Source organism: Klebsiella sp. CN_Kp075, assembly GCF_040065055.2.
GTDB lineage: Bacteria > Pseudomonadota > Gammaproteobacteria > Enterobacterales > Enterobacteriaceae > Klebsiella > Klebsiella aerogenes.
This window is the reverse complement of record NZ_CM198050.1, coordinates 1,101,031-1,123,024: the sequence shown is the minus strand read 5'-3', so window position 1 is coordinate 1,123,024 and position 21,994 is coordinate 1,101,031. Positions and strand designations below refer to the sequence as shown.

The 21,994-nt window shown below is 57.0% G+C and carries 20 protein-coding genes and 1 pseudogene; 17 read left to right on the top strand and 4 right to left on the bottom strand.

The annotated features are described in order from the left end of the window. Positions 1-125 precede the first annotated feature (125 nt). The 5 genes from flhA (at position 126) to ABLV78_RS05325 (ending at position 6,037) form a co-directional block, all read left to right on the top strand. A complete protein-coding gene (gene flhA / locus ABLV78_RS05345) occupies positions 126-2,198 on the top strand; it encodes a formate hydrogenlyase transcriptional activator FlhA (RefSeq protein WP_045377386.1) in 2,073 nt (690 codons plus the stop codon). A gap of 410 nt (positions 2,199-2,608) precedes the next feature. Beyond that, complete coding sequence (locus ABLV78_RS05340; RefSeq protein ID WP_045395373.1) at positions 2,609-3,526, top strand: metal ABC transporter substrate-binding protein; 918 nt, start codon at positions 2,609-2,611, stop codon at positions 3,524-3,526. Then, a complete protein-coding gene (locus ABLV78_RS05335) occupies positions 3,523-4,344 on the top strand; it encodes a manganese/iron ABC transporter ATP-binding protein (protein ID WP_047044102.1) in 822 nt (273 codons plus the stop codon). Before ABLV78_RS05340 ends, ABLV78_RS05335 begins: the two co-directional genes overlap by 4 nt. Beyond that, positions 4,341-5,189: an iron/manganese ABC transporter permease subunit SitC gene (gene sitC, locus ABLV78_RS05330; RefSeq protein WP_015370015.1), complete on the top strand. Its 849-nt coding sequence runs from the start codon at positions 4,341-4,343 to the stop codon at positions 5,187-5,189. Before ABLV78_RS05335 ends, sitC begins: the two co-directional genes overlap by 4 nt. Further along, positions 5,183-6,037, top strand: coding sequence for a metal ABC transporter permease (locus ABLV78_RS05325; protein ID WP_045395370.1), 855 nt, complete (start codon positions 5,183-5,185; stop codon positions 6,035-6,037). Before sitC ends, ABLV78_RS05325 begins: the two co-directional genes overlap by 7 nt. Positions 6,038-6,378: 341 nt before the next feature. On the opposite strand, the gene ABLV78_RS05320 is transcribed toward ABLV78_RS05325, so the two are convergent. Together ABLV78_RS05320 and ABLV78_RS05315 are read right to left on the bottom strand one after the other, a co-directional pair. After that, positions 6,379-6,720, bottom strand: a complete 342-nt coding sequence (locus ABLV78_RS05320) for a nitrous oxide-stimulated promoter family protein (protein WP_047044316.1) — start codon at positions 6,718-6,720, stop codon at positions 6,379-6,381. 60 nt (positions 6,721-6,780) lie between these two features. Continuing rightward, positions 6,781-7,668: a LysR family transcriptional regulator gene (locus ABLV78_RS05315; RefSeq protein WP_047044314.1), complete on the bottom strand. Its 888-nt coding sequence runs from the start codon at positions 7,666-7,668 to the stop codon at positions 6,781-6,783. A gap of 182 nt (positions 7,669-7,850) precedes the next feature. Here ABLV78_RS05315 and ABLV78_RS05310 point away from each other — a divergent pair, with 182 nt between their 5' ends. Both ABLV78_RS05310 and ABLV78_RS05305 read left to right on the top strand, forming a co-directional pair. Next, positions 7,851-8,792 carry an AEC family transporter gene (locus ABLV78_RS05310; RefSeq protein WP_045395364.1) on the top strand — a complete coding sequence of 314 codons (942 nt, stop codon included), beginning with the start codon at positions 7,851-7,853 and terminating at the stop codon, positions 8,790-8,792. 35 nt (positions 8,793-8,827) lie between these two features. Then, positions 8,828-10,537 (top strand): thiamine pyrophosphate-requiring protein, encoded by a 1,710-nt coding sequence (locus tag ABLV78_RS05305; protein WP_047044311.1) that lies wholly within the window; start codon positions 8,828-8,830, stop codon positions 10,535-10,537. A 15-nt stretch (positions 10,538-10,552) separates the two neighbouring features. Here ABLV78_RS05305 and ABLV78_RS05300 read toward each other — a convergent pair whose 3' ends face one another. Beyond that, positions 10,553-10,846 (bottom strand): Rdx family protein, encoded by a 294-nt coding sequence (locus tag ABLV78_RS05300; RefSeq protein ID WP_047044309.1) that lies wholly within the window; start codon positions 10,844-10,846, stop codon positions 10,553-10,555. Positions 10,847-11,045: 199 nt separating this feature from the next. On the opposite strand from ABLV78_RS05300, the gene ABLV78_RS05295 reads away from it, so the two are divergent. The 10 genes and pseudogenes from ABLV78_RS05295 (at position 11,046) to mutS (ending at position 21,670) form a co-directional block, all read left to right on the top strand. Beyond that, positions 11,046-13,397 (top strand): TonB-dependent receptor domain-containing protein, encoded by a 2,352-nt coding sequence (locus tag ABLV78_RS05295; protein ID WP_348865291.1) that lies wholly within the window; start codon positions 11,046-11,048, stop codon positions 13,395-13,397. Positions 13,398-13,470: 73 nt separating this feature from the next. Beyond that, a complete protein-coding gene (locus ABLV78_RS05290) occupies positions 13,471-14,502 on the top strand; it encodes a hemin-degrading factor (RefSeq protein ID WP_047044304.1) in 1,032 nt (343 codons plus the stop codon). Beyond that, positions 14,499-15,317, top strand: a complete 819-nt coding sequence (locus tag ABLV78_RS05285; protein ID WP_047044303.1) for a heme/hemin ABC transporter substrate-binding protein — start codon at positions 14,499-14,501, stop codon at positions 15,315-15,317. The genes ABLV78_RS05290 and ABLV78_RS05285 overlap by 4 nt, the downstream gene beginning before the upstream one ends. Further along, positions 15,317-16,312: a FecCD family ABC transporter permease gene (locus ABLV78_RS05280; protein WP_047044300.1), complete on the top strand. Its 996-nt coding sequence runs from the start codon at positions 15,317-15,319 to the stop codon at positions 16,310-16,312. Before ABLV78_RS05285 ends, ABLV78_RS05280 begins: the two co-directional genes overlap by 1 nt. Then, positions 16,305-17,084, top strand: a complete 780-nt coding sequence (locus ABLV78_RS05275) for a heme ABC transporter ATP-binding protein (RefSeq protein ID WP_047044298.1) — start codon at positions 16,305-16,307, stop codon at positions 17,082-17,084. Before ABLV78_RS05280 ends, ABLV78_RS05275 begins: the two co-directional genes overlap by 8 nt. 355 nt (positions 17,085-17,439) lie before the next feature. Then, positions 17,440-17,922, top strand: a complete 483-nt coding sequence (locus tag ABLV78_RS05270) for an Hcp family type VI secretion system effector (RefSeq protein ID WP_047044296.1) — start codon at positions 17,440-17,442, stop codon at positions 17,920-17,922. A gap of 11 nt (positions 17,923-17,933) precedes the next feature. Beyond that, the gene (locus ABLV78_RS05265) at positions 17,934-18,383 is read left to right on the top strand and encodes an STM2901 family protein (RefSeq protein ID WP_072056492.1); all 450 of its coding nucleotides are present in this window, start codon (positions 17,934-17,936) and stop codon (positions 18,381-18,383) included. Continuing rightward, entirely contained in the window at positions 18,368-18,715 is a 348-nt protein-coding gene (locus ABLV78_RS05260; RefSeq protein WP_088389772.1) for a DUF1493 family protein, read from the top strand. Before ABLV78_RS05265 ends, ABLV78_RS05260 begins: the two co-directional genes overlap by 16 nt. Positions 18,716-18,820: 105 nt before the next feature. After that, positions 18,821-18,928: pseudogene (hmuV, locus tag ABLV78_RS05255) on the top strand (heme ABC transporter ATP-binding protein); the annotation flags it as partial. A 180-nt stretch (positions 18,929-19,108) separates the two neighbouring features. Next, positions 19,109-21,670, top strand: a complete 2,562-nt coding sequence (mutS, locus tag ABLV78_RS05250; RefSeq protein ID WP_042895300.1) for a DNA mismatch repair protein MutS — start codon at positions 19,109-19,111, stop codon at positions 21,668-21,670. Between the two features lie 81 nt (positions 21,671-21,751). On the opposite strand, the gene ABLV78_RS05245 is transcribed toward mutS, so the two are convergent. Next, positions 21,752-21,988, bottom strand: coding sequence for a non-oxidative hydroxyarylic acid decarboxylases subunit D (locus ABLV78_RS05245; protein ID WP_047039048.1), 237 nt, complete (start codon positions 21,986-21,988; stop codon positions 21,752-21,754). Between the last annotated feature and the right edge of the window lie 6 nt (positions 21,989-21,994).

Below are 21,994 nucleotides of genomic sequence, written 5' to 3'. Positions count from 1 at the left end.
GCCGGAGGGCGGCAGCCGCCTTATCCTGGCGACGTCAAAGCGGCAACAATTGTTTTATTAACAGACTATTATTTGATTCATCTCTTTATTCTGCGCCGCGCTGCGGCGCTTTTTGGACTTAAGCAATGTCGTATACACCAATGGGCGATCTCGGGCAGCAGGGTCTGTTTGATATCACCCGTATTTTATTACAGCAGCCCGATCTGGCCGCGCTGAGCGAAACGCTAACCCGTCTGGTGCAGCAATCCGCGCTTGCCGACCGGGCGGCGATTATCTTGTGGAACCACGGCAACCATCGCGCCGCCAGGTACGCCTGCGACGACGCCGGGCAGCCGGCAAGCTACGAAGATGAAACCGTACTGGCTCACGGCCCGGTACGCCGCCTGCTGTCGCGCCCCGACGCGCTACATTGCGACAACGCGACCTTCGCCGAAACCTGGCCGCAGCTGGCCGCCAGCGGCATTTACCCGGAATTTGGCTACTACTGCCTGCTGCCGCTGGCGGCAGAAGGCCGCATCTTCGGCGGTTGTGAGTTCATCCGCGACGACAACCGGCCATGGAGCGAAAAAGAGTACCAGCGCCTGCATACTTTCGCGCAGATTGTCGCCGTCGTCACCGAGCAGATCCAAAACCGGGTCAGCAACAACGTCGATTACGACCTGCTGTGCCACGAGCGCGATAACTTCCGCATCCTGGTGGCCATCACCAACGCCGTCCTGTCGCGCCTCGATATTGACGAGCTGGTCAGCGAGGTGGCGAAAGAGATCCACCGCTATTTCCGCATCGACGCGATCAGCGTGGTGCTGCGCAGCAACCGCAAAGGCAAGCTCAATATCTACTCCACCCACTATCTCGACGCCAGCCATCCGGTCCACGACCAAAGCGAAGTCGATGAAGCCGGCACGCTAACCGAGCGGGTGTTTAAGAGCAAAGAGATGCTGTTGCTCAATCTGCATGAGCACGACTCGCTGGCGCCGTATGAGAAAATGCTCTTCGAGATGTGGGATAACCAGATCCAGACCCTATGCCTGTTGCCGCTCATGTCCGGTAATACGCTGCTCGGGGTGCTGAAGCTGGCGCAGTGCGATGAGCAGGTGTTTACCACTACTAACCTTAAACTGCTGCGGCAAATCGCCGAGCGCGTATCGATAGCTATCGATAATGCCCTCGCCTATCGCGAAATCCAGCGGCTGAAAGAACGGCTGGTGGATGAAAACCTGGCGCTCACCGAACAGCTCAACAACGTCGAAAGCGAGTTTGGCGAAATCATCGGTCGCAGCGAAGCGATGCACAGCGTGCTCAAGCAGGTGGAGATGGTGGCGCAGAGCGACAGTACGGTGCTGATCCTCGGTGAAACCGGCACCGGTAAGGAACTGATTGCCCGCGCTATTCATAACCTGAGCGGGCGCAACGGCCGACGGATGGTGAAAATGAACTGCGCGGCGATGCCCGCGGGCCTGCTGGAAAGCGATCTGTTCGGCCACGAGCGCGGCGCTTTTACCGGCGCCAGCGCCCAGCGCATCGGCCGTTTCGAACTGGCGGACAAAAGCTCGCTGTTCCTCGATGAGGTCGGCGATATGCCGCTGGAGCTGCAGCCGAAGCTGCTGCGCGTTCTTCAGGAGCAGGAATTCGAACGCCTGGGCAGTAATAAACTGATTCAGACCGATGTACGGCTGATCGCCGCCACCAACCGCGATCTCAAACAGATGGTTATCGATCGTGAATTCCGCAGCGATCTTTACTATCGGCTCAATGTGTTCCCGATCCACCTGCCGCCGCTGCGCGAACGGCCGGACGATATTCCTCTGCTGGTGAAAGCGTTCACCTTCAAAATCGCCCGCCGTCTGGGGCGCAACATCGACAGTATTCCGGCGGAGACCCTGCGCACGCTTTCGCGCATGGAGTGGCCAGGCAACGTGCGCGAGCTGGAAAACGTCGTCGAGCGCGCGGTGTTGTTAACCCGCGGCAACGTACTGCAACTGTCGCTGCCGGAAATGCATATTGAACAGGAGACGCTGGCGCCGGAAGTGCTGCCGGAGGAAGGCGAAGATGAATATCAGCTGATCGTCCGGGTATTGAAAGAGAGTAACGGCGTGGTGGCCGGGCCAAAAGGCGCCGCCCAGCGCCTGGGGCTCAAGCGCACGACGCTGCTGTCGCGCATGAAGCGTTTAGGCATTAATAAGGATCGGTTAGTCTAGCCCGGCGATATGTCTCTCATGGCTTAGGGATTTTCCCGGAGGCGGCGCATTGCGCCTTCTCCGGGCTACCAAATCGCACAGGACCGTAGGTCGGATAAGCATCGCGCCATCCGACAAAATAACGGCACAACCGCTTGCGCTCTCCCCGGTGGCGCTTACGCTTACCGGGGCTACCAAATCGCGCATGGACCGTAGGTCGGATAAGCGTAGCGCCATCCGACAAAATAACGCAGCGACCCATCGAATACCGGACCGAACCCGGATTACCCCTCCCTGCCAAATCCTTCTCAACCTAATCATTACTCCAACATCTAAATAAGAATTATTTTCATTTATAAATAGCTTGTGCTATATAACATAGCAAAGGCTATAAACGATGATTAATTAATCGCAATACCGTGAGGGATCCTATGCCGCATCTGCCGCCGTTCAAGCACCTGTTGTTCTCCGCCGCATTAGCGCTGCTTGCTATCGCCCCCGCTCAGGCGCAAGAAAAATTCAAAGTCATTACCACCTTCACCGTGATCGCCGATATGGCGCAGAACGTCGCCGGCGACGCCGCTGACGTCAGCTCAATCACCAAACCGGGCGCGGAAATTCACGAATATCAGCCGACGCCGGGCGATATCAAACGCGCGCAGGGGGCGAAGCTTATTCTCGCCAACGGTCTCAACCTCGAACTGTGGTTCGCCCGTTTTTATCAGCACCTGAACGGCGTACCGGAAGTCGTGGTCAGCAACGGTATTCAGCCGATGGGCATCAGCGATGGCCCCTACAACGGCAAGCCCAACCCACACGCCTGGATGTCGGCGGATAATGCGCTGATCTACGTCGATAATATTCGCGATGCGCTGGTGAAATACGATCCCGTCAATGCCGACACCTATCGCCGTAACGCCGAGGCCTACAAAGATAAAATCCGCCAGACCATGGCGCCGCTGAAGGCCGAACTGGCGAAACTGCCGGCAGACAAACGCTGGCTGGTCACCAGCGAAGGCGCATTCTCCTATCTGGCGCGCGATAACGGCCTGCAGGAGCGTTATCTATGGCCGATTAACGCCGACCAGCAGGGCACGCCGCAGCAGGTGCGCAAAACCATCGACACCATGAAGAAGGAGCATATCCCGACCATCTTCAGTGAAAGCACCATCTCCGACAAACCGGCGCGACAGGTCGCCCGTGAAGCCGGCGCCCACTATGGCGGCGTACTGTATGTCGACTCACTGAGCGCCGCCGACGGCCCGGTGCCGACCTATCTTGACCTGCTGCGCGTCACCACCGAAACCATCGTCAAAGGGATCAACGATGGCCTGAGGAAACAGTCATGATTGCGCCACAAGCGGGACTTATCGTCGACCAGGTCACGGTGACCTATCGCAACGGCCACACCGCCCTTCGCGATGCAACGTTCAGCGTACCGCGCGGATCGATTGCCGCGCTGGTGGGGGTCAACGGTTCCGGTAAATCGACGTTGTTCAAAGCGCTGATGGGCTTCGTGCGCGTCGGCCACGGCGATATCGCCATTCTCGGCCAGCCGGTCAACCGCGCGCTCCGGCAAAACCTTGTCGCCTACGTACCGCAATCGGAAGAGGTGGACTGGTCCTTTCCGGTGCTGGTGGAAGATGTGGTGATGATGGGCCGCTATGGCCATATGGGCTGGCTGCGGCGGGCGAAGCCCCGCGACCGACAGATTGTCGATGCCGCGCTGGCCCGCGTAGGGATGAGCGAATACCGCAAAAGACAAATTGGCGAGCTCTCCGGCGGGCAGAAAAAGCGCGTGTTTCTCGCCCGCGCCATTGCTCAGGAAGGCAAAGTGATCCTGCTCGATGAGCCGTTTACCGGCGTCGATGTGCAGACTGAAGCGCGGATCATCACCCTGCTGCGAGAACTGCGCGACGAAGGCTGTACCATGCTGGTCTCTACCCATAACCTCGGTTCAGTCAGCGAATTTTGCGATTACACGGTGATGGTGAAAGGCACCGTACTGGCCAGCGGTCCGACGGAGACCACCTTCACCGCCGAGAACCTGGAGCTGGCCTTCAGCGGCGTGTTGCGTCACGTCACACTCACCGGTGCGGAAGAACGCATTATTACCGACGATGAGCGGCCGTTTATCAGCCATCGCGCGGCGGGGGGCCAACGATGAGCTGGCTGCTGGAGCCGTTTGGCTATCAATACATGCTCAACGCGATGTGGGTCTCGGCATTAGTCGGCGGCGTCTGCGCCTTTCTCTCCTGCTACCTGATGCTCAAAGGCTGGTCGCTGATTGGCGACGCCCTCTCCCACTCGATCGTTCCCGGCGTCGCCGGCGCTTATATGCTCGGCCTGCCCTTTGCGCTCGGCGCGTTTCTCTCCGGCGGCCTGGCGGCAGGCAGCATGCTGTTTCTTAACCAGCGTTCGCGGCTTAAAGAGGACGCCATCATCGGGCTGATTTTCTCATCGTTTTTCGGCATCGGCCTGTTTATGGTGTCGCTGAATCCGACCTCGGTGAACATTCAAACCATTATTCTCGGCAACATTCTCGCCATCGCTCCGGAGGATATTATCCAGCTGGCGGCGATTGGCTTTATTTCGATGGCGATCCTGTTGCTGAAGTGGAAAGACCTGATGGTCACCTTCTTCGATGAGAACCATGCCCGCTCAATTGGCCTTAATACCAGCGGCCTGAAGCTGCTGTTCTTCACTCTGTTGGCTGCCTGCACCGTGGCGGCGCTGCAAACCGTCGGCGCGTTTCTGGTCATCTGTCTGGTCGTGACGCCCGGCGCCACCGCCTGGCTGTTAACCGACCGCTTCCCGCGTCTGCTGGCCATTGCCGTCGCTATCGGCAGCCTGACCAGCTTCTTCGGCGCGTGGCTGAGCTACTATCTTGATGGTGCCACCGGCGGCATCATCGTGGTGGCGCAGACGCTGCTGTTCTTAGCCACCTTTGTCTTCGCGCCGAAGCACGGCCTGCTGGCCAACCGCCGCCGCGCCAGGGAGGCCTCATGCTAACGATGCTCCTTGAACCATTACAGTTTCCGTTTATGGTCAACGCGATGCTGGTGGCGACGATCGTCGCCGTCCCCTGCGCACTGCTGTCGGTATTTCTGGTGTTAAAAGGCTGGGCGCTGATGGGTGATGCCATGAGCCACGCGGTGTTCCCCGGCGTGGTGGTGGCCTACATTATCGGCATCCCCTTCGCCATCGGCGCGTTTATTGCCGGCTTATTTTGCGCCGTCGCCACCGGTTTTCTCGACGATAACAGCCGTATCAAGCGCGATACCATTATGGGGATCGTCTTCTCGGGGATGTTCGGCGCCGGGCTGGTGCTGTACGTGGCGATTCAATCCGAGGTCCATCTCGACCATATTCTGTTTGGCGATATGCTGGGAATATCCGCCAGCGATATCGGGCAAACGGCGGTGATTGCGCTGGCGATTGCGCTGATTATCGGGCTAAAGTGGCGCGATTTTTTACTGCACGCTTTTGATCCGAATCAGGCCAAAGCCAGCGGCCTGCGCTGCGGGCTGCTGCATTATGGCCTGCTGTGCATGATCGCCCTGACTATCGTCGCGACGTTAAAGTCGGTGGGGATTATTCTGTCGATTTCGCTGCTGATAGCGCCCGGCGCTATCGCTCTGCTGCTGACGCGGCGCTTTGTCAGCGCATTATTGCTGGCAACGGTAATCGCCGTGGGCTGTTCGCTGGCGGGCGTCTGGCTGTCGTTTTATCTCGATAGCGCGCCGGCGCCAACCATCGTGGTGCTGTTTACCGCGCTGTTCGTGCTGGCCTTTGTCGCCAGCACGATCCGTGACGGTCAGAAACAGAAGGCGTCAGCAACGCTCTCCGGTAGCGGCTAACGCCAGCATGAATGCCAGGAGCTGTAGCCCTGCTAAACGCAGCGCGAGCAGGGAGAATTGTCGGATGGCGCTACGCTTATCCGGCCTACAGTCCGTGCGGCCTGCCTTTAATTTATTCACCATGCTGGCTGAAACTGCCGGTGCTGGCGATCTCAAAACCCCCGGTGGCGCTGCCGCTTACCGGGGCTACAGCGCTGTGCGATTTGGTAGCCCGGAGAAGGCGCAACGCGCCGCGTCCGGGAAAACCCCTTAAAAAAGTTGCCAACCGATAACAGTATCTACGCTCCTTCAACCGCGATCCCCGGTAGCGGCGAAGCGCAGCGCAAGCCGGGGAAAGGCCGCTATTTTTTCGGCCGGTATTTTTCCGGCAGCTCCGGCACCGGCCGCCTGTCGTCAATCAGGTGACGAATGGTCAGAATCGGATGCCGCCAGAGCATTCGCGGCCCGGCCCAGCGCATGATCTGCTTCATCTCTTCCCGCTTCGCCGGTTGATAGCAGTGTACCGGACACTGTTTACAGGCCGGCTTCTCTTCGCCAAATACGCACTTATCCAGGCGCTTATCGGCGTAGGTATTGAGCGCCTGGTAATGTTCATCCTCGTCAAGGGCGTCCGGGCAGCGGCGTTGATACAGCCGAATCATACAGCTGATAGTCTTTTTTTCACGTTCGATGCGCTTACCCATGCCACAGCCTCAAGTTAATAAGATGCATTCATTATACACCTTTGTATCTATCAGGGCATCTCACTGCTTCAGATGCTGAATTAGCTGCAGCGCGGCTCCGGATAACACGCCAAAATGGCTCCAGGCATAGAAATCTCTGACAAACACGCTGCCTTCCGCTTCCAGCGGGCGCAACAATCCAAGCTTCTCTTCCAGTCGATAGACGGGGGCGGGCATTGACGTTAAAAGATCGCTCTCAGCGATAAAGGATTTTATCGCCGCGGATGAAGCGCACTCGATAATGGGAACCGGACAGGGCAGCTGATGCGAGCGAAAAATATCTTCGAGGATAAGCATCGGCGTGCTTAACGGCGGCGGCATGATCCACGGATAGTCGAGCATCGCCGCAAGCGACAGGCGCTTGTCTTTTTGCAGCGGATGGTCTGGCCTTGAAATGATACAAATACGGTCCTGCCAGTTAATTTTTCCGCGAACCACGATTTTATCGTCGTGGGGCAAGGGCCCGCAAAGGGCGATATCTATTTCATGCATCAGCAGCAGTTTAAATAACTCTGAGTCAATGCGGTCGAAGATTTTGATATGTATCCGGGGATGGCTTTTATGAAAGGCGGCTAATTTATCAATAAAGTGGCTGGTTAACAGGCTGGATACGCAGCCGATTCTCAAAATCCCCTTGCCCGCTCCGCGGATCAGCGCCATCTCCTCTCTGGCCTTGTTCTCCGTGTTCAACATTGTCATGGCATAGGGTAAAAACGCGCTGCCATACTCGCTTAACGCCATTCCATGCTTGTGCCGTTCAAATAAGGTGGCATTCAGATCCTCTTCCAGGGACAGCAACAATCGGCTGAGTCCGGATTGCGTAATCCCCATTTTCTCCGCTGCCAGGGTCATATTCCCTTCTCTGGCGACGGTCAGAAAGGCTTGTATCTGTTTAATTTTCATAGCCATGACAATTACTCATTGAACGGATTGTTTTTACATTTCCCCCTCGCTTCTTTTTGCGTCAAAAATGCAGTAATCAAGGAAAATCAATATTGCAACAGCGGCGAATTTCCAGGGGGCAATCATTCTCAATATTTATAGTTCAACACTCTGTCTCTAACAATAATTTATAATGAGAATACATCACTATGACACAGAACAACATTCTATTAATTCTTGGCGCTATATTACCCGTTATCATTACCGTTCTCATTGGCTATATCAGCGGTAAACGTAAAGACTTCAATTGGCAACAGGCTGGTGATATTAATAAAATTGTAATGCTGTATGCTTTACCACTGAGTATTTTCAGTAATATGGTCATGACGCCGCGGCATATCGTGATGAGCATGGGCCCTGTCGCCATCGCCATTATCCTTGCGCTAATTCTGAGTTTTGTTATTCCTTTAGTTATTGCCCGTTATATCTGCAAACGCTCCCTGGCGCTCAGTACTTTACAGGCTCTGGCCATCGGCTCGCCGGCCGTTCCCTTCATTGGCACCTCGGTACTGGCTTTTTTATTCGGCACCGTCAGCGCCTCATTAATTACTGTTTCCAGTATTACGCAAAATGTCTTCCAGCTTCCGCTGGTGATGATTCTGATGTCCGTTGCAACGGGGGATAAAAGCCAGAATATCTCTTTTACCACGCGGGTGATCAACGCCATCAAGCAGCCGGTGGTATGGTCGCCGGTTGTCGCGCTGATATTAGTATTAATGGATATTCATATTCCTGAAACCGTATCAATGTCGCTAGGGCTGCTGGGTAAGGCCTCCGGCGGACTGGCGCTGTTTGCCGCAGGCATCGTGCTTTATACTCGCAGCATTGTCATCACCTCAGCCACCATTATTACCGTCATCGCTCGTAATATTCTGGTGCCCGGCGCCTGCTACCTCATTTTGTTAAAAATGGGTTTCAGCATGGAGCAAATAAAACAAGTGGTATTAACGATGGCGATTCCTGTGGGTTCGATCGCCATTATTATCGCCATGCAATATAAGTCCGGCGAGCAAGAAATGGCCTCGACCATGGCGCTAAGTATTATTACTTCCATCATTACGATGGGCGCATTTATTTTCCTGACCTTTTAATCACGGCGATAACATCGCGTTAATCCGGAGAGAATATGACTTCTATCACTGTATCGGCCGCTGAATTATTACTGCACCGGCTTCAGGCCCTCGACGTGGCCTATATTTTTATTAATTCGGGTACCGATTATCCCCCGGTTATTGAAGCGTGGGCCAAAATGCGCGCCACGGGACAACAGGTACCGGAGCTGGTGATATGTCCCCACGAGAACGCCGCCATCGGCATGGCCCACGGCTATTATCTCGGGAGCGGGAAAGTGCAGGCCGTCATGGTTCACACCAACGTAGGCCTGGCCAATGCCGCCTGCGGCGTCATCAATCTGGCCAACAGCAATATTCCGGTGCTGATTTTTGGCGGACGCACGCCGATTAGCGAGCATTCACACTTTGGTTGTCGCAACACGCCGATTGGCTACGGCCAGGAGATGCGCGATCAGGCGGCGCTCATTCGTGAGTCGGTGAAATGGGACTTCGAATTACGCATTGCCGATCAGGTCGGCGAGCATGTTGACAGAGCATGGGCGATAGCCCGTTCATTGCCAAAGGGGCCGGTGTATTTGAGCCTGCCCCGCGAGCCGCTATGCGAAACGTTCACCATCGATGAACAAGCGCTTTATGCCTCCCCCACCCAGCAGCCGGTCCGCTATGCGCCAACGCGGGCGGATATTGCCAGCGCCGCCGATGCGATAGCCAATGCCAGACAGCCGGTCATCTTCGCCCAGCGCGGCGCGAGAACGTCTGGTGGCTTTGCGCGGCTCAATACCCTGGTTAAGGAGTGGGCTATTCCGGTGGTGGAATACTGGGGTACTGAAGTCACCCTTAGCAGCGACAATCCTATGCTGGCCGGCAGCGATCCCAAAGGCTGGCTTTCCGCCGCCGACGTCATCATCGTTATCGACTCACAGGCCCCGTGGCTCATCGAAGAAAGCCGCTGCAACGACAGCTGTAAGGTGATCCAGATCGGCCCCGACCCGCTTTTTTCCCGCTACCCCGTCCGCGGCTATCGCGCCGATATCAATCTGGCCGGAGAAACCGACGAGGTATTCGAACTTTTACAAGAGGCGCTCCAGCCGCTTGTGGCGGCGAAGCAACAGCAGGTGGCTGAACGTGAAAAGCATGTGCTTAGCCTGATACAACACGCGAAGGACCAACGTGAAGCCCTCCTCCACGCCGGCCAAAAAGGAGCGATTGGCAAACCCTGGCTGAGCTATTGCCTGGGTCAGCTTGCCAACCAACATCAGGGGAAGATCGTCTCCGAACTGACAACAATGCCGCAGTTTGCCGGCCTGATTCAGGCGGACAGTTATTACCAGGAAGCGCTGGCGGGCGGTCTGGGTGAAGCGTTGCCCATCGCCTTAGGGCTGCAGCTCGCCCGGCGGGGTGAGCTTATCATCGCCGCCGTGGGCGACGGCTCCTATCTCTTTGCCAATCCGGCGGTGTGCCACCACATCGCGGAAGTGATGAAGCTTCCCGTACTGGTGGTGGTTGGCAACAATGGCGGCTGGGGAGCGGTAGCGGGCGGCACCAAAGCGCTCTATCCCGACGGCTATGCCGCCAAAATGGAAGCTATTCCGGCCACCGCGTTCTCGTCGTCGCCAGATTTCGCCGCCCTCGCCGCCTCCAGCCGCGCGGCTGCGCTGACGGTTTCGTTGGCGGAAGATCTCCCCGGCGTACTGGAAGAGGCGGTATCCATTATCCGCACCCGCCGACAAAGCGTGCTGGTCAACGTTGAGCTAGGACGTTAATCACAGCCAGCCGTTTTAGACCTGCTTCCTGGCATTATCCACGTGCCCCAGCGCTTTTTCCGGGAAGCAGACGTCCCTCACCCGCCGTTTCAGCTCGGCAGCGTCCGGGAAACCGCCGTCCCGTTTGCGCTCCCAGATAAGCGCCTCATCGACGCTCACCGTAAAAATGCCGCCGGTACCGGGCACCAGCGTGACCGAAGCGATATCGGTACTAAAGGTATGCAGCAGCTCCTGGGCCATCCAGCTGGCGCGCAGCATCCAGTTGCATTGGGAACAGTAGTGAATGGTAATCATCGCTTTATGGCTCATGTTGGCTTGCTCCCCTCCGCACGAATGTAAACAAAATTCAGAATAGATGATTATTTCGTTGCAAACGATAATACCTATCATTACCATTCGCAATTACTAAATCAGGAATACCACTGTCCGCCAGGGAAAACACGGACCAACCTGCACTCTGGAAGTAACGCGTGAGCCGATACTAATAATCATCAAGGCGTGGCTACAAATGTACAAATCGACTCAATCAGCAGCATGGTGTAAGAAAAGCCTGCTGGCGACTTCTCTGCTCGCAGCAATCGCGCAGAATGCCGCTATCGCGGCCGTGACCCAGGATAACACGACGGATAGCGCGGAACAGATGGTGGTGACCGCCCCGGCCCCACAGCTGAAAGCCGGCAGCGAGCACTCGGTGAGCGCGCAGGAACTGCAGGACAAAGGCGCCAACGACTTCGGCTCAATCATGCGTTATGAACCCCTCATCAGCGCCACCGGCGCCAGCGGCGGTTCCGGCAACGGTAAAAGCGGTTTCGATCGCGGCGGCTATACCGGCTACAACATCCGCGGTCTTGAAAGCAACCGTGTCGGCATCGATGTTGACGGCATTGCCCAGCCGAACGCCACCGGCCGCGGCTACGTTGGCCGTTCCGGCCTCAACACCTTTGGCATTGGCCGCGATTATATCGACCCCTATATGTACGGCAGCGTGGATATTCAGTCGGGAGCCACCTCAACCGAGACCGCTAACAGCTCAATCGGCGGCAACGTCTCCTTCCGCCCGAAATCGGCGGATGACTATCTGCGCCCGGGCAAAACCAGCGCCTTTGGCTACCAGAGCGGCTACGACTCTTCCGACCGCAGCTGGCATAACGGCGTCACCGTCGCCGGCGGCGATGAAACGCTGCGCGGCATTTTCGTCTACAGCCGCCGCGATGGCCAGGAAACCGAGAACAACAGCGGCAGCGTCGACGCTTACCCGGCAAACTGGCACTCTGACGCGTTTATGGCCTCCGGCATCTGGCAGCCGAACGATGAACATAAGTTCACCAGCACCTTCGACTACTATCACAAGACCAACCACAGCCACTTCGATTCGTGGGACTCCAGCGGTAACAGCATGATCGGTACCGCCAACCAAACCAACCAGACGCGGCGCTGGGGGTTGAGCCTGAAAGACGACTGGACGCCGATGAACGATTACATCGACAGCGTCTCGACCAAGGTTTACTACCAGCATACCGAGGCTCACGACTGGACCTGGATGCCGGATAGCGTCACCCGCAAAATGCAGACGGTCAATTCCGACTACGATACCGATACCTGGGGTCTGCAGACCGCGCTCGCGAAAAGCATCGGCCGTCACGACCTGAGCGCCGGTTTTAACGCCAGCACGACCAAAACCCAGCGGCCGTTTAGCCAGTCGCCGATCCCCAGCGTCTACAGCGAAATTATGCAGCCGGAAGCAGACAGCCGCAGCTACACCCTCGGCGGCTACTTGCAGGATAAGATCAACTTCGATCTCGATAGCCACAATTTCGCGATTATTCCCGGCGTACGCGTGACGCATCAGTCGACTAAACCGGAAGATCTGTCCGATCTTAGCGCCAACAGCAGCGTGCTTACCGAATCGTCGGTGGCGAATCTGTATGGTAAAAACAGCGATACCCAGGTGCTGCCGTCACTGGCGTTCCAGTACGACATTACGCCGCGGCTGATGACCTATCTGCAGTACCAGCGCGGCGCGCAGTTCCCGAATGCCAGCCAGCTGTATGGTTCGTGGAACCTGGGCTCCAGCTATGCCGGCAGCCAGCAGTACGCGTTAATTGGCAACAACGATCTGAAAACCGAGACCAGCGACAATATTGAATGGGGTATCAAGGGCGAAGTCACCGAAGGCATCACCGTGCGTACCGCGCTGTTCTACAACAGCTATAAGAACTTTATCGCCTATACGCGTTATTCGCGCGCCAACAATCCGGGCAAATTCACTAACGTCCCGTCGAATATTTACACCATTTATCAAGCGGAAAACCGCGATAAAGCCTATATCTACGGCGGCGAGATCAGCACTAAATTTAACTTCGGCACCTGGTTTGAGCAGGTGGATGGCCTGAGCGCCACCCTCGCCTGGGGCTATAGCGAAGGGAAATCGAAATCCAGCTACTACGGCGATAAATACGTCGACCTCGACAGCGTCGCGCCGATGAAAGCGATCGTCGGCGTGGCGTGGGACGATCCGGCTAAGCGCTACGGTACGGCGCTGACCGCCACCTTTGTTAAGGGCAAACAGGCCACCGCCACCAGCCGCGAGAGCTACAACAACACCGGCTCCGCCATCGCCGACTCCAGCACCGAATATATGCGCGTGCCGGGCTACGGCATGCTGGACTGGACCGCTTACTGGCAGGTGGCGAAGAACATTCGTCTCAACGGCGGGGTGTACAACATTACCGACCGTAAATACTGGGACTACCTGAGCAGCCGCAACATCGAGACCAGTACTAATCAGGATGCCAACGATAAAGCGCTGGCTGTGATGCCCGGAAGGACCTGGCAACTGGGCGTGAATATCGATTTCTGATCGCCCGAATAATAACAAACCTGCACCCCGGCCCGCGGGCCGGGGATATTCATCGTAGAGAAGGATGTGGATTATGCAAAACGCACACGACGATCTGTGGCAGCGCTACCAGGCCACCAAAGCCCGCTCCACCGCCAAATATGCCCGCGACATCGCCTTAGAGATGGGAATTAGCGAAGCCGAATTAACCGCCGCACGCGTTGGTCACGATGCCGTGCGTCTGCACGACGACGTACGGGCGATTATCGCCGCCCTGGAGAGCGTCGGCGAAACCAAATGCATCTGCCGCAACGAATACGCGGTGCACGAGCAGGTCGGCGAATTTACCCATCAACACCTGAGCGGCCACGCCGGGCTGGTGCTCAATCCCCGCGCCCTCGACCTGCGCCTGTTCCTCAGCCAGTGGTCGAGCGTGTTCCACCTCAACGATAACGGCCGCCAGAGCATCCAGTTCTTCGACCCGCACGGCGACGCCCTGCTTAAGGTCTACGCCACCGGGCAAACCGATATGGCGGCATGGCAAACGCTGGTGGCCGAATTCAGCGAGACGGCGCCCGGCGCGCTGACGATTCGCCCGGCCGACCGCGTGAAGTACGCCGACTCCGCCGACGCCGCGGCGCTGGAAAACGAGTGGCGCGCGATGACCGATGTGCACCAGTTCTTCGGTTTGCTGCGTAAACACAATCTTTCCCGTCAGCAGGCCTTCCGCCTGGTGAGCGACGATCTGGCCTGCCGCATCGACAATAACGCCCTGCCGGGACTGCTGGAAACGGTGCGCCAGGACGGCAATGAAATCATGATCTTCGTCGGCAACCGCGGCTGCGTGCAGATCTTCACCGGCGCGCTGGAAAAGCTGGCGCCGATGCGCGGCTGGATCAACATCTTCAACAGCGCCTTTACCCTGCATCTGCGCGAAGACAGCGTGGATGAAATCTGGGTCACCCGTAAACCGACCTCCGATGGTCACGTCACCAGCGTCGAACTGTTTGCCAAAGACGGTACGCAAATCGCCCAGCTGTACGGCCAGCGCAGCGAAGGCCACCCGGAGCAAGAACAGTGGCGCGCGCAGGTGGCGCGTCTGTGCGCGGAAGGGCAGCCGGCATGAAACGTTGGGGAATACTGCTTGCCGCACTGCCGCTGTTCGCCAGCGCGGCCGCCGAACGGGTGATTTCCCTCGGCGGCGACGTTACCGAAATTGTCTACGCGCTGAACGCTGGGCAGCAGCTGGTGGCGAAGGACAGCACCAGCACCTGGCCTGCCGCCGCGCAAAAGCTACCGGACGTCGGCTATCTACGGCAATTAAGCGCCGAGGGGATCCTCTCCTTACGCCCGCAGCTGGTACTGGCCAGCGCGCAGGCGCAGCCGTCGCTGGTGCTGCAGAAAGTGCAGGACAATAAGGTGACGGTCGTCAACGTGCCGGGCGGCGATAACCTTGCCGCTATCGATAACAAAATCGCCGTTATCGCCGAAGCGTTAGGTAAAACTCCGGCTGGCGACGTGCTGCGCCAGCAGGTCCGGCAGCAGATAGCCGCCCTTCCCACACGCCCTATCGCCAAACGGGTACTGTTTATCCTCAGCCACGGCGGGATGAATACCATGGTGGCCGGGCAGCACACCGCCGCCGATGGCGCGATTCGCGCCGCCGGGCTGCAAAATGCGATGCAGGGTTTTGACCATTATCGCGCGATGTCGCAGGAAGGGGTGGCCGCAAGCCAGGCGGATCTGGTGGTGATTTCCGCCGATGGCCTCAAAGGGATGGGCGGCGAAAGCGGGCTATGGAAATTGCCCGGTCTGGCGCAAACGCCGGCAGGCCGCCATAAACAGCTACTGGCGATCGACGATATGGCCCTGCTCGGCTTCGGCCCGCGTACGCCGCAGGCGATCCTCGAACTGCGGCAAAAAGCGGAGCAGTCACCCTGATGCGCCCTGCCATCGTTCGCCATCTGCTGTTGATGACGCTGCTGCTGGTCGTATTGACGCTCTACGCGACCACCCTCGGCGCAATGCAATTGCCATTGATCAACCTGCTACCCTCCGGCGATGAAATCCTGCGCCATATCTGGCTGACGATCCGTCTGCCGCGAGTGCTGCTGGCGCTGCTGGTCGGCGCCGCGCTGGCCCTGTCCGGCTGCGTGATGCAGGGGCTGTTTCGCAACCCGCTCGCCGATCCAGGTCTGCTGGGTATCAGCAGCGGCGCGGCGCTGGCGGTGGCCTGCTGGCTGGTGCTGCCGCTCAGCGTGCCGGCGCTGTTAGCCCTGTATATGCCGATGCTGGCGGCGTTTATCGGCAGCCTGGCGGTGATGGTGGTGATTTTTATCCTCAGCCGCGCAGGCGACGGTTCGCTGTCGCGGCTGCTGCTGGTGGGGATCGCCATCAACGCCTTATGCGGGGCGCTGGTCGGCGTGCTGGCGTGGCTAAGCAACGATGCTCAGCTACGCCAGCTGTCGCTGTGGGGGATGGGTAGCCTGGGCCAGGCCGAATGGCCGACGCTGTTGGTGGCGGCCAGCTTGATTATTCCGGCGTCAATAGCGGTGTGGCGGATGGCAACACGACTTAATCTGCTGCAACTCGGCGATGAAGAGGCGCACTATCTCGGCGTTAACGTGCGGGCGCTGCAGCGGCTGCTGTTGCTATGCAGCGCGGTACTGGTCGCCGCGGCGGTAGCGATAAGCGGCGTCATCGGCTTTATCGGCCTGGTGGTGCCGCATCTGATGCGAATGTGGCTGGGGGCGGACCACCGGGGTCTCATCCCCGGCTCGCTGCTGGCGGGCGCGATTCTGCTGCTGATTGCCGATACCCTGGCACGCACCGTCGCCGCGCCGGCGGAGATGCCAGTGGGGCTGCTAACCAGCCTGTTGGGCGCGCCGTGGTTCCTGTGGCTGATATTTCGTCGGGAGAAACCAATCCATGGATAAAGACTATCGGGCGCAAGGTCTGTCGCTGCGGCTCGGCCAACGACAGGTGATTGACCAGGTTTCGCTGACGCTGCGCGGCGGCGAGATGACCGCGCTGATCGGCCCGAACGGCGCGGGCAAATCAACCCTGCTGCGGCTGCTAACCGGCTTCCTTACCCCGGACAGCGGCGAGCGCATAATGGACGGCAAAACGCTGGAGCGCTGGTCGCCGCAGGCGCTCTCGCGCCGCCGGGCGGTGATGTTGCAGCGCACTCCACTCCAGGCCGACTGGACGGTGGAAACGGTTATCGCCATGGGGCGCTCGCCGTGGGAAGAGACCGCCAGTCCGCAGACTCTGCGCGATATTATGGCGGAAACCGGCTGCGATCATTTGCGCGGCAGGCGCTATCCGTCGCTTTCCGGCGGCGAGCAGCAGCGGGTACAGCTGGCCCGCTGCCTCGCCCAACTGTGGCAAAACGGCGCGCCGCAGGGCTGGCTGTTTCTGGATGAACCCACCTCGGCGCTGGATCTCTATTACCAGCAACATCTGTTACGCCTGCTCAAGCGTCTGACAGCTTCCGGCCAGCTGCATGTCTGCGTGGTGCTGCACGATCTCAACCTCGCAGCCCTGTGGGCCGACCAGATTCTGCTGCTACACCAGGGACAGGTGGTCGCACAGGGCACGCCGCATCAGGTTATCCAGCAGGAAATCATTAGCCGCTGGTACGGCGCGGACGTGCGCCTCGGCCAGCACCCGGAAAAAGCGATTCCGCAGGTTTATCTGGCGCCCTGAACGTCACGCGCGGCCAGCTTAGCGATGGCCGCGCGTCTGAGAAGTGGAATCAGGATCGCTGCGTCCACTTCGTCACTTTCCCTCAAATGCCTATCTCCGTTATCATGTCTTCCTCATGCGATAACGACGACAATAACAAAATCGCACTCCATTAAAAATCAGGGACCTGGATAACACCCTATAAGCACAATCGACAATTTAGACGCCCATACCCCCATGATGCAGCAGTACCATTTTTCAGTGATTAAATTGTTGAAACTGAGGAACAAAAAAACCACACATTGGTTATTTACTCACCTTCACTCAATAGATAAACTATTTACAGGGATTTATAAAAACATAAGGAAATAAGGACATGGCTATTCCCGGTAATATGTGGCTCTATGACGATGGCGGAGCACTAATCAAAGGTGGCTGTGATGTTGCAGACAGGGAGTTCAGTATAGAGTTTAAAGGGTTTCACCATAATCTCTCCATTCCCACTGATAATTCCACTGGCAAACCTACTGGCACTCGTCAGCATTCTCCAATGATCATCGTTAAAGAATTCGACTATTCCAGCCCATACCTATACAAAGCAGTTGCTACTGGTCAAAACCTGAAATCTGCCGAAATTAAATGGTACAAAATCAACGATTCTGGTCAGGAAGTGGAATACTTCAATATGCTACTTGAAGGAGTTCGAATCGTATCAATCTCCCCTACGATGGCTTCCCCAGAGGACAAGAACAACAACCATCTTGAATCTGTGGAGCTAAGATACGAGAAAATCACCTGGAAACATTGTGATGGAAACATAATTTTCACAGATGCCTGGAATGAACGACAAACAGCCTAACAGGTGATTGAATGGATACGACAGAAGAACTAAACGGAACCTACTTCTACCACGGACAATCGAACCTGTCAGCAGGTGAACTATTTGATGTGATTTTCCTTGAGCAATTTTGTGATGAACTTGGAATTGGCATTGAATCAGGTGCTGCTATCCTCGCTGGGCAACCGTGGTTAAAAACCAGAACGAAACCGGGAGAAGCAATCAAAGGGACAAGTGTTATTTCCAGGTATGGGAGAATGCTTTTACGAAATGCACGAACTCCTTTTGGTATTAGAGTTCCAACACCAGTTGGTGTAAGAATGCGAAAAACAAATAATCTTGCCGCAGTCATAGCACGATATGTTCCGTGGTTAGGCTGGGTTGGTCTTGTGAATTCAATTTACCAAGTATCAAGGAAAACTCAGGCCAAATACAACCTCATAGCACGCCCTAAAGATCGTATACAATGGACATCCTTTTGATGGATACAATTCAACAAGAGGTATTAGCACTTTTCCGTGAAGAGATCCCCGGATATTTAGACAGCAATTGGAAAGAAATCCCTTTAGAACTTGATTCTGATTTATTTGAAGCTCCCGGTGATGACCTGCATGAAGCTTTGAATAAATTTGAAAAAAAATTTAATATAGATTTATCAGAAATTAAATGGTCGTATTATTTCCCTTGGGAAAATACTCCACTGCTAACACGGTGGTTTAAATTAAAACGGGAAGATGTAGAACGAAATCGCAAACCTTTAACAATCAGAATGTTTTCGGAATCAGCGAAAGCTGGAAAGTGGCTTTATGACTGATATAAATATAACATATTAATCAGAGGTGGATATGTAAGCATCCCAGCTTCAGTTCCATGCACTTTTTGAGTGTTCCGGTTTTTCAGCCATCAGCCGGTACTCTTCCCGCATCAGGTTATCCAGCAGGAAATCATTAGCCGCTGGTACGGCGCGGATGTGCGCCTCGGCCAGCACCCGGAAAAAGCGATTCCACAGGTTTATCTGGCGCCCTGAACGTCACGCGCGGCCAGCTTAGCGAGGGCCGCGCGTTCGAGAAGTGGAATCAGGATCGCTGCGTCCACTTCGTCACTTTCCCTCAAATGCCTATCTCCGTTATCATGTCTTCCTCATGCGATAACGACGACAATAATAAAATCGCACTCCATTAAAAATCAGGGACCTGGATAACACCCTATGAGCACAATCGACAATTTAGACGCCCATACCCCAATGATGCAGCAGTACCTGAAGCTGAAGGCTCAGCATCCGGAGATCCTGCTGTTTTACCGGATGGGCGACTTTTACGAGCTGTTTTATGACGACGCCAAACGCGCCTCGCAGCTGCTCGATATCTCGCTGACCAAACGCGGCGCTTCCGCGGGCGAACCGATTCCCATGGCCGGCATCCCCCACCACGCGGTGGAAAACTATCTCGCGAAACTGGTAAACCAGGGCGAGTCGGTTGCGATTTGCGAACAGATTGGCGATCCGGCCACCACCAAAGGGCCGGTAGAACGCAAAGTGGTACGCATCGTTACGCCGGGCACCATCAGCGATGAAGCGCTGCTGCAGGAGCGCCAGGATAACCTGCTGGCCGCCATCTGGCAGGACAGTAAAGGCTTCGGCTACGCGACGCTGGATATCAGCTCCGGTCGCTTTCGCCTGAGCGAACCGGCCGACCGCGAGACCATGGCGGCGGAACTACAACGTACCAATCCGGCGGAACTGCTGTATGCGGAAGATTTTGCCGAATCTTCCCTGATTGAAGGCCGCCGCGGCCTGCGCCGTCGCCCGCTATGGGAGTTCGAAATCGACACCGCACGCCAGCAACTCAACCTGCAGTTCGGCACCCGCGATCTGGTGGGCTTCGGCGTCGAAAACGCCCCGCGCGGGCTGTGCGCCGCCGGCTGCCTGTTACAGTACGTCAAAGATACCCAGCGCACCTCGCTGCCGCACATCCGCTCCATCACCATGGAACGCCAGCAGGACAGCATCATTATGGATGCCGCCACCCGTCGCAATCTGGAGATCACCCAGAATCTCGCCGGCGGCGTTGATAACACCCTTGCCTCGGTACTCGACTGCACGGTCACGCCGATGGGCAGCCGCATGCTCAAACGCTGGCTGCATATGCCGGTACGCGATACCGCGGTGCTGGTTGAACGCCAACAAACGATTGGCGCCTTACAGGAACGCTATACCGAGCTGCAGCCGGTACTGCGTCAGGTCGGCGACCTTGAGCGTATTCTGGCGCGTCTGGCGCTGCGTACCGCCCGCCCGCGCGATTTAGCCCGTATGCGCCATGCCTTCCAGCAGTTGCCGCTGCTGCGCGAGCTGCTGGCCGACGTTGACTGTCAGCCGGTGCAACAGCTGCGCGAGAAAATGGGCGAGTTCGCCGAGCTACGCGAATTGCTGGAACGCGCAATCATCGATGCGCCGCCGGTACTGGTGCGTGACGGCGGCGTTATCGCTCCGGGTTATAATGAAGAGCTGGATGAGTGGCGGGCGCTGGCCGATGGCGCGACCGATTATCTCGACAAACTGGAAATCCGCGAACGCGAGCGCCTGGGCCTTGATACCCTGAAGGTCGGCTACAATGCCGTTCACGGTTACTACATCCAGATCAGCCGCGGCCAGAGCCAGCATGCGCCGATCCACTACGTGCGCCGCCAGACGCTGAAAAACGCCGAGCGCTACATTATTCCGGAACTCAAGGAATACGAAGATAAGGTACTGACGTCTAAAGGCAAGGCGCTGGCGCTGGAAAAACAGCTCTATGACGACCTGTTCGAAAAACTGCTGCCGCATCTGGCCGACTTACAAACCAGCGCCAGCGCGCTGGCCGAGCTGGACGTACTGGTGAACCTCGCGGAACGCGCGGAAACCCTGAACTACTGCTGCCCGACCTTTATCGATAAACCCGGTATTCGCATTACCGAAGGCCGTCACCCGGTGGTGGAGCAGGTACTGAAAGAGCCATTTATCGCCAACCCGCTGCAGCTGGCGCCGCAGCGCCGCATGCTGATCATCACCGGGCCCAACATGGGCGGTAAAAGTACCTATATGCGCCAGACCGCGCTGATTGCGCTGCTGGCCTATATCGGCAGCTACGTACCGGCGCAGAAGGTAGAAATTGGCCCTATCGACCGCATCTTTACCCGCGTCGGCGCGGCGGATGACCTGGCGAGCGGCCGTTCCACCTTCATGGTGGAGATGACCGAAACCGCCAATATTCTGCACAACGCCACCGAACACAGCCTGGTGCTGATGGACGAGATTGGTCGCGGCACATCCACCTACGATGGTCTGTCGCTGGCGTGGGCCTGCGCGGAGAATCTGGCGAATAAGATCAAAGCGTTGACCCTGTTCGCCACCCACTACTTCGAGCTCACCCAGTTGCCGGAGAAAATGGAAGGCGTGGCTAACGTGCACCTCGATGCCCTGGAGCACGGCGATACCATCGCCTTTATGCACAGCGTGCAGGACGGCGCGGCCAGCAAGAGCTATGGCCTGGCGGTCGCCGCGCTGGCGGGAGTGCCGAAAGAGGTGATCAAACGCGCACGGCAGAAACTGCGCGAGCTGGAGAGCATTTCGCCAAATGCCGCCGCCACGCAGGTTGATGGTACGCAGATGTCGCTGCTCTCCGCGCCGGAAGAGACCTCACCGGCGCTGGAAGCGCTGGAGAATCTTGACCCGGATTCACTGAGCCCGCGTCAGGCGCTGGAGTGGATTTACCGCCTGAAAAGCCTGGTGTAGCTCCATTAATGTGAATTCTTTATTTAAGCTTCCATAATTGTGCTAAATATAAAAAAGGCCCGTCTTAGCGGGCCCGTTTTATTAACGCTTATCTTCCGGTAATAGCGGCGGTACGTGCGGTACCTGCGGCGCCTCATCAATATCTTTCTGCGTCATGCGGAACGCTTCCGGATAATGTTCGCGGCTGGTACGACGCAGCGGTTCGGTATTACGCCAGGTATAGAGGCAGTGCTGGCACTGATAAACAATCCATACCCCTTTTACCGGCGACGTCGCCATCACTTCAATCTGTTCATCAGCGCAACGTGGACAAATCATCTTTTA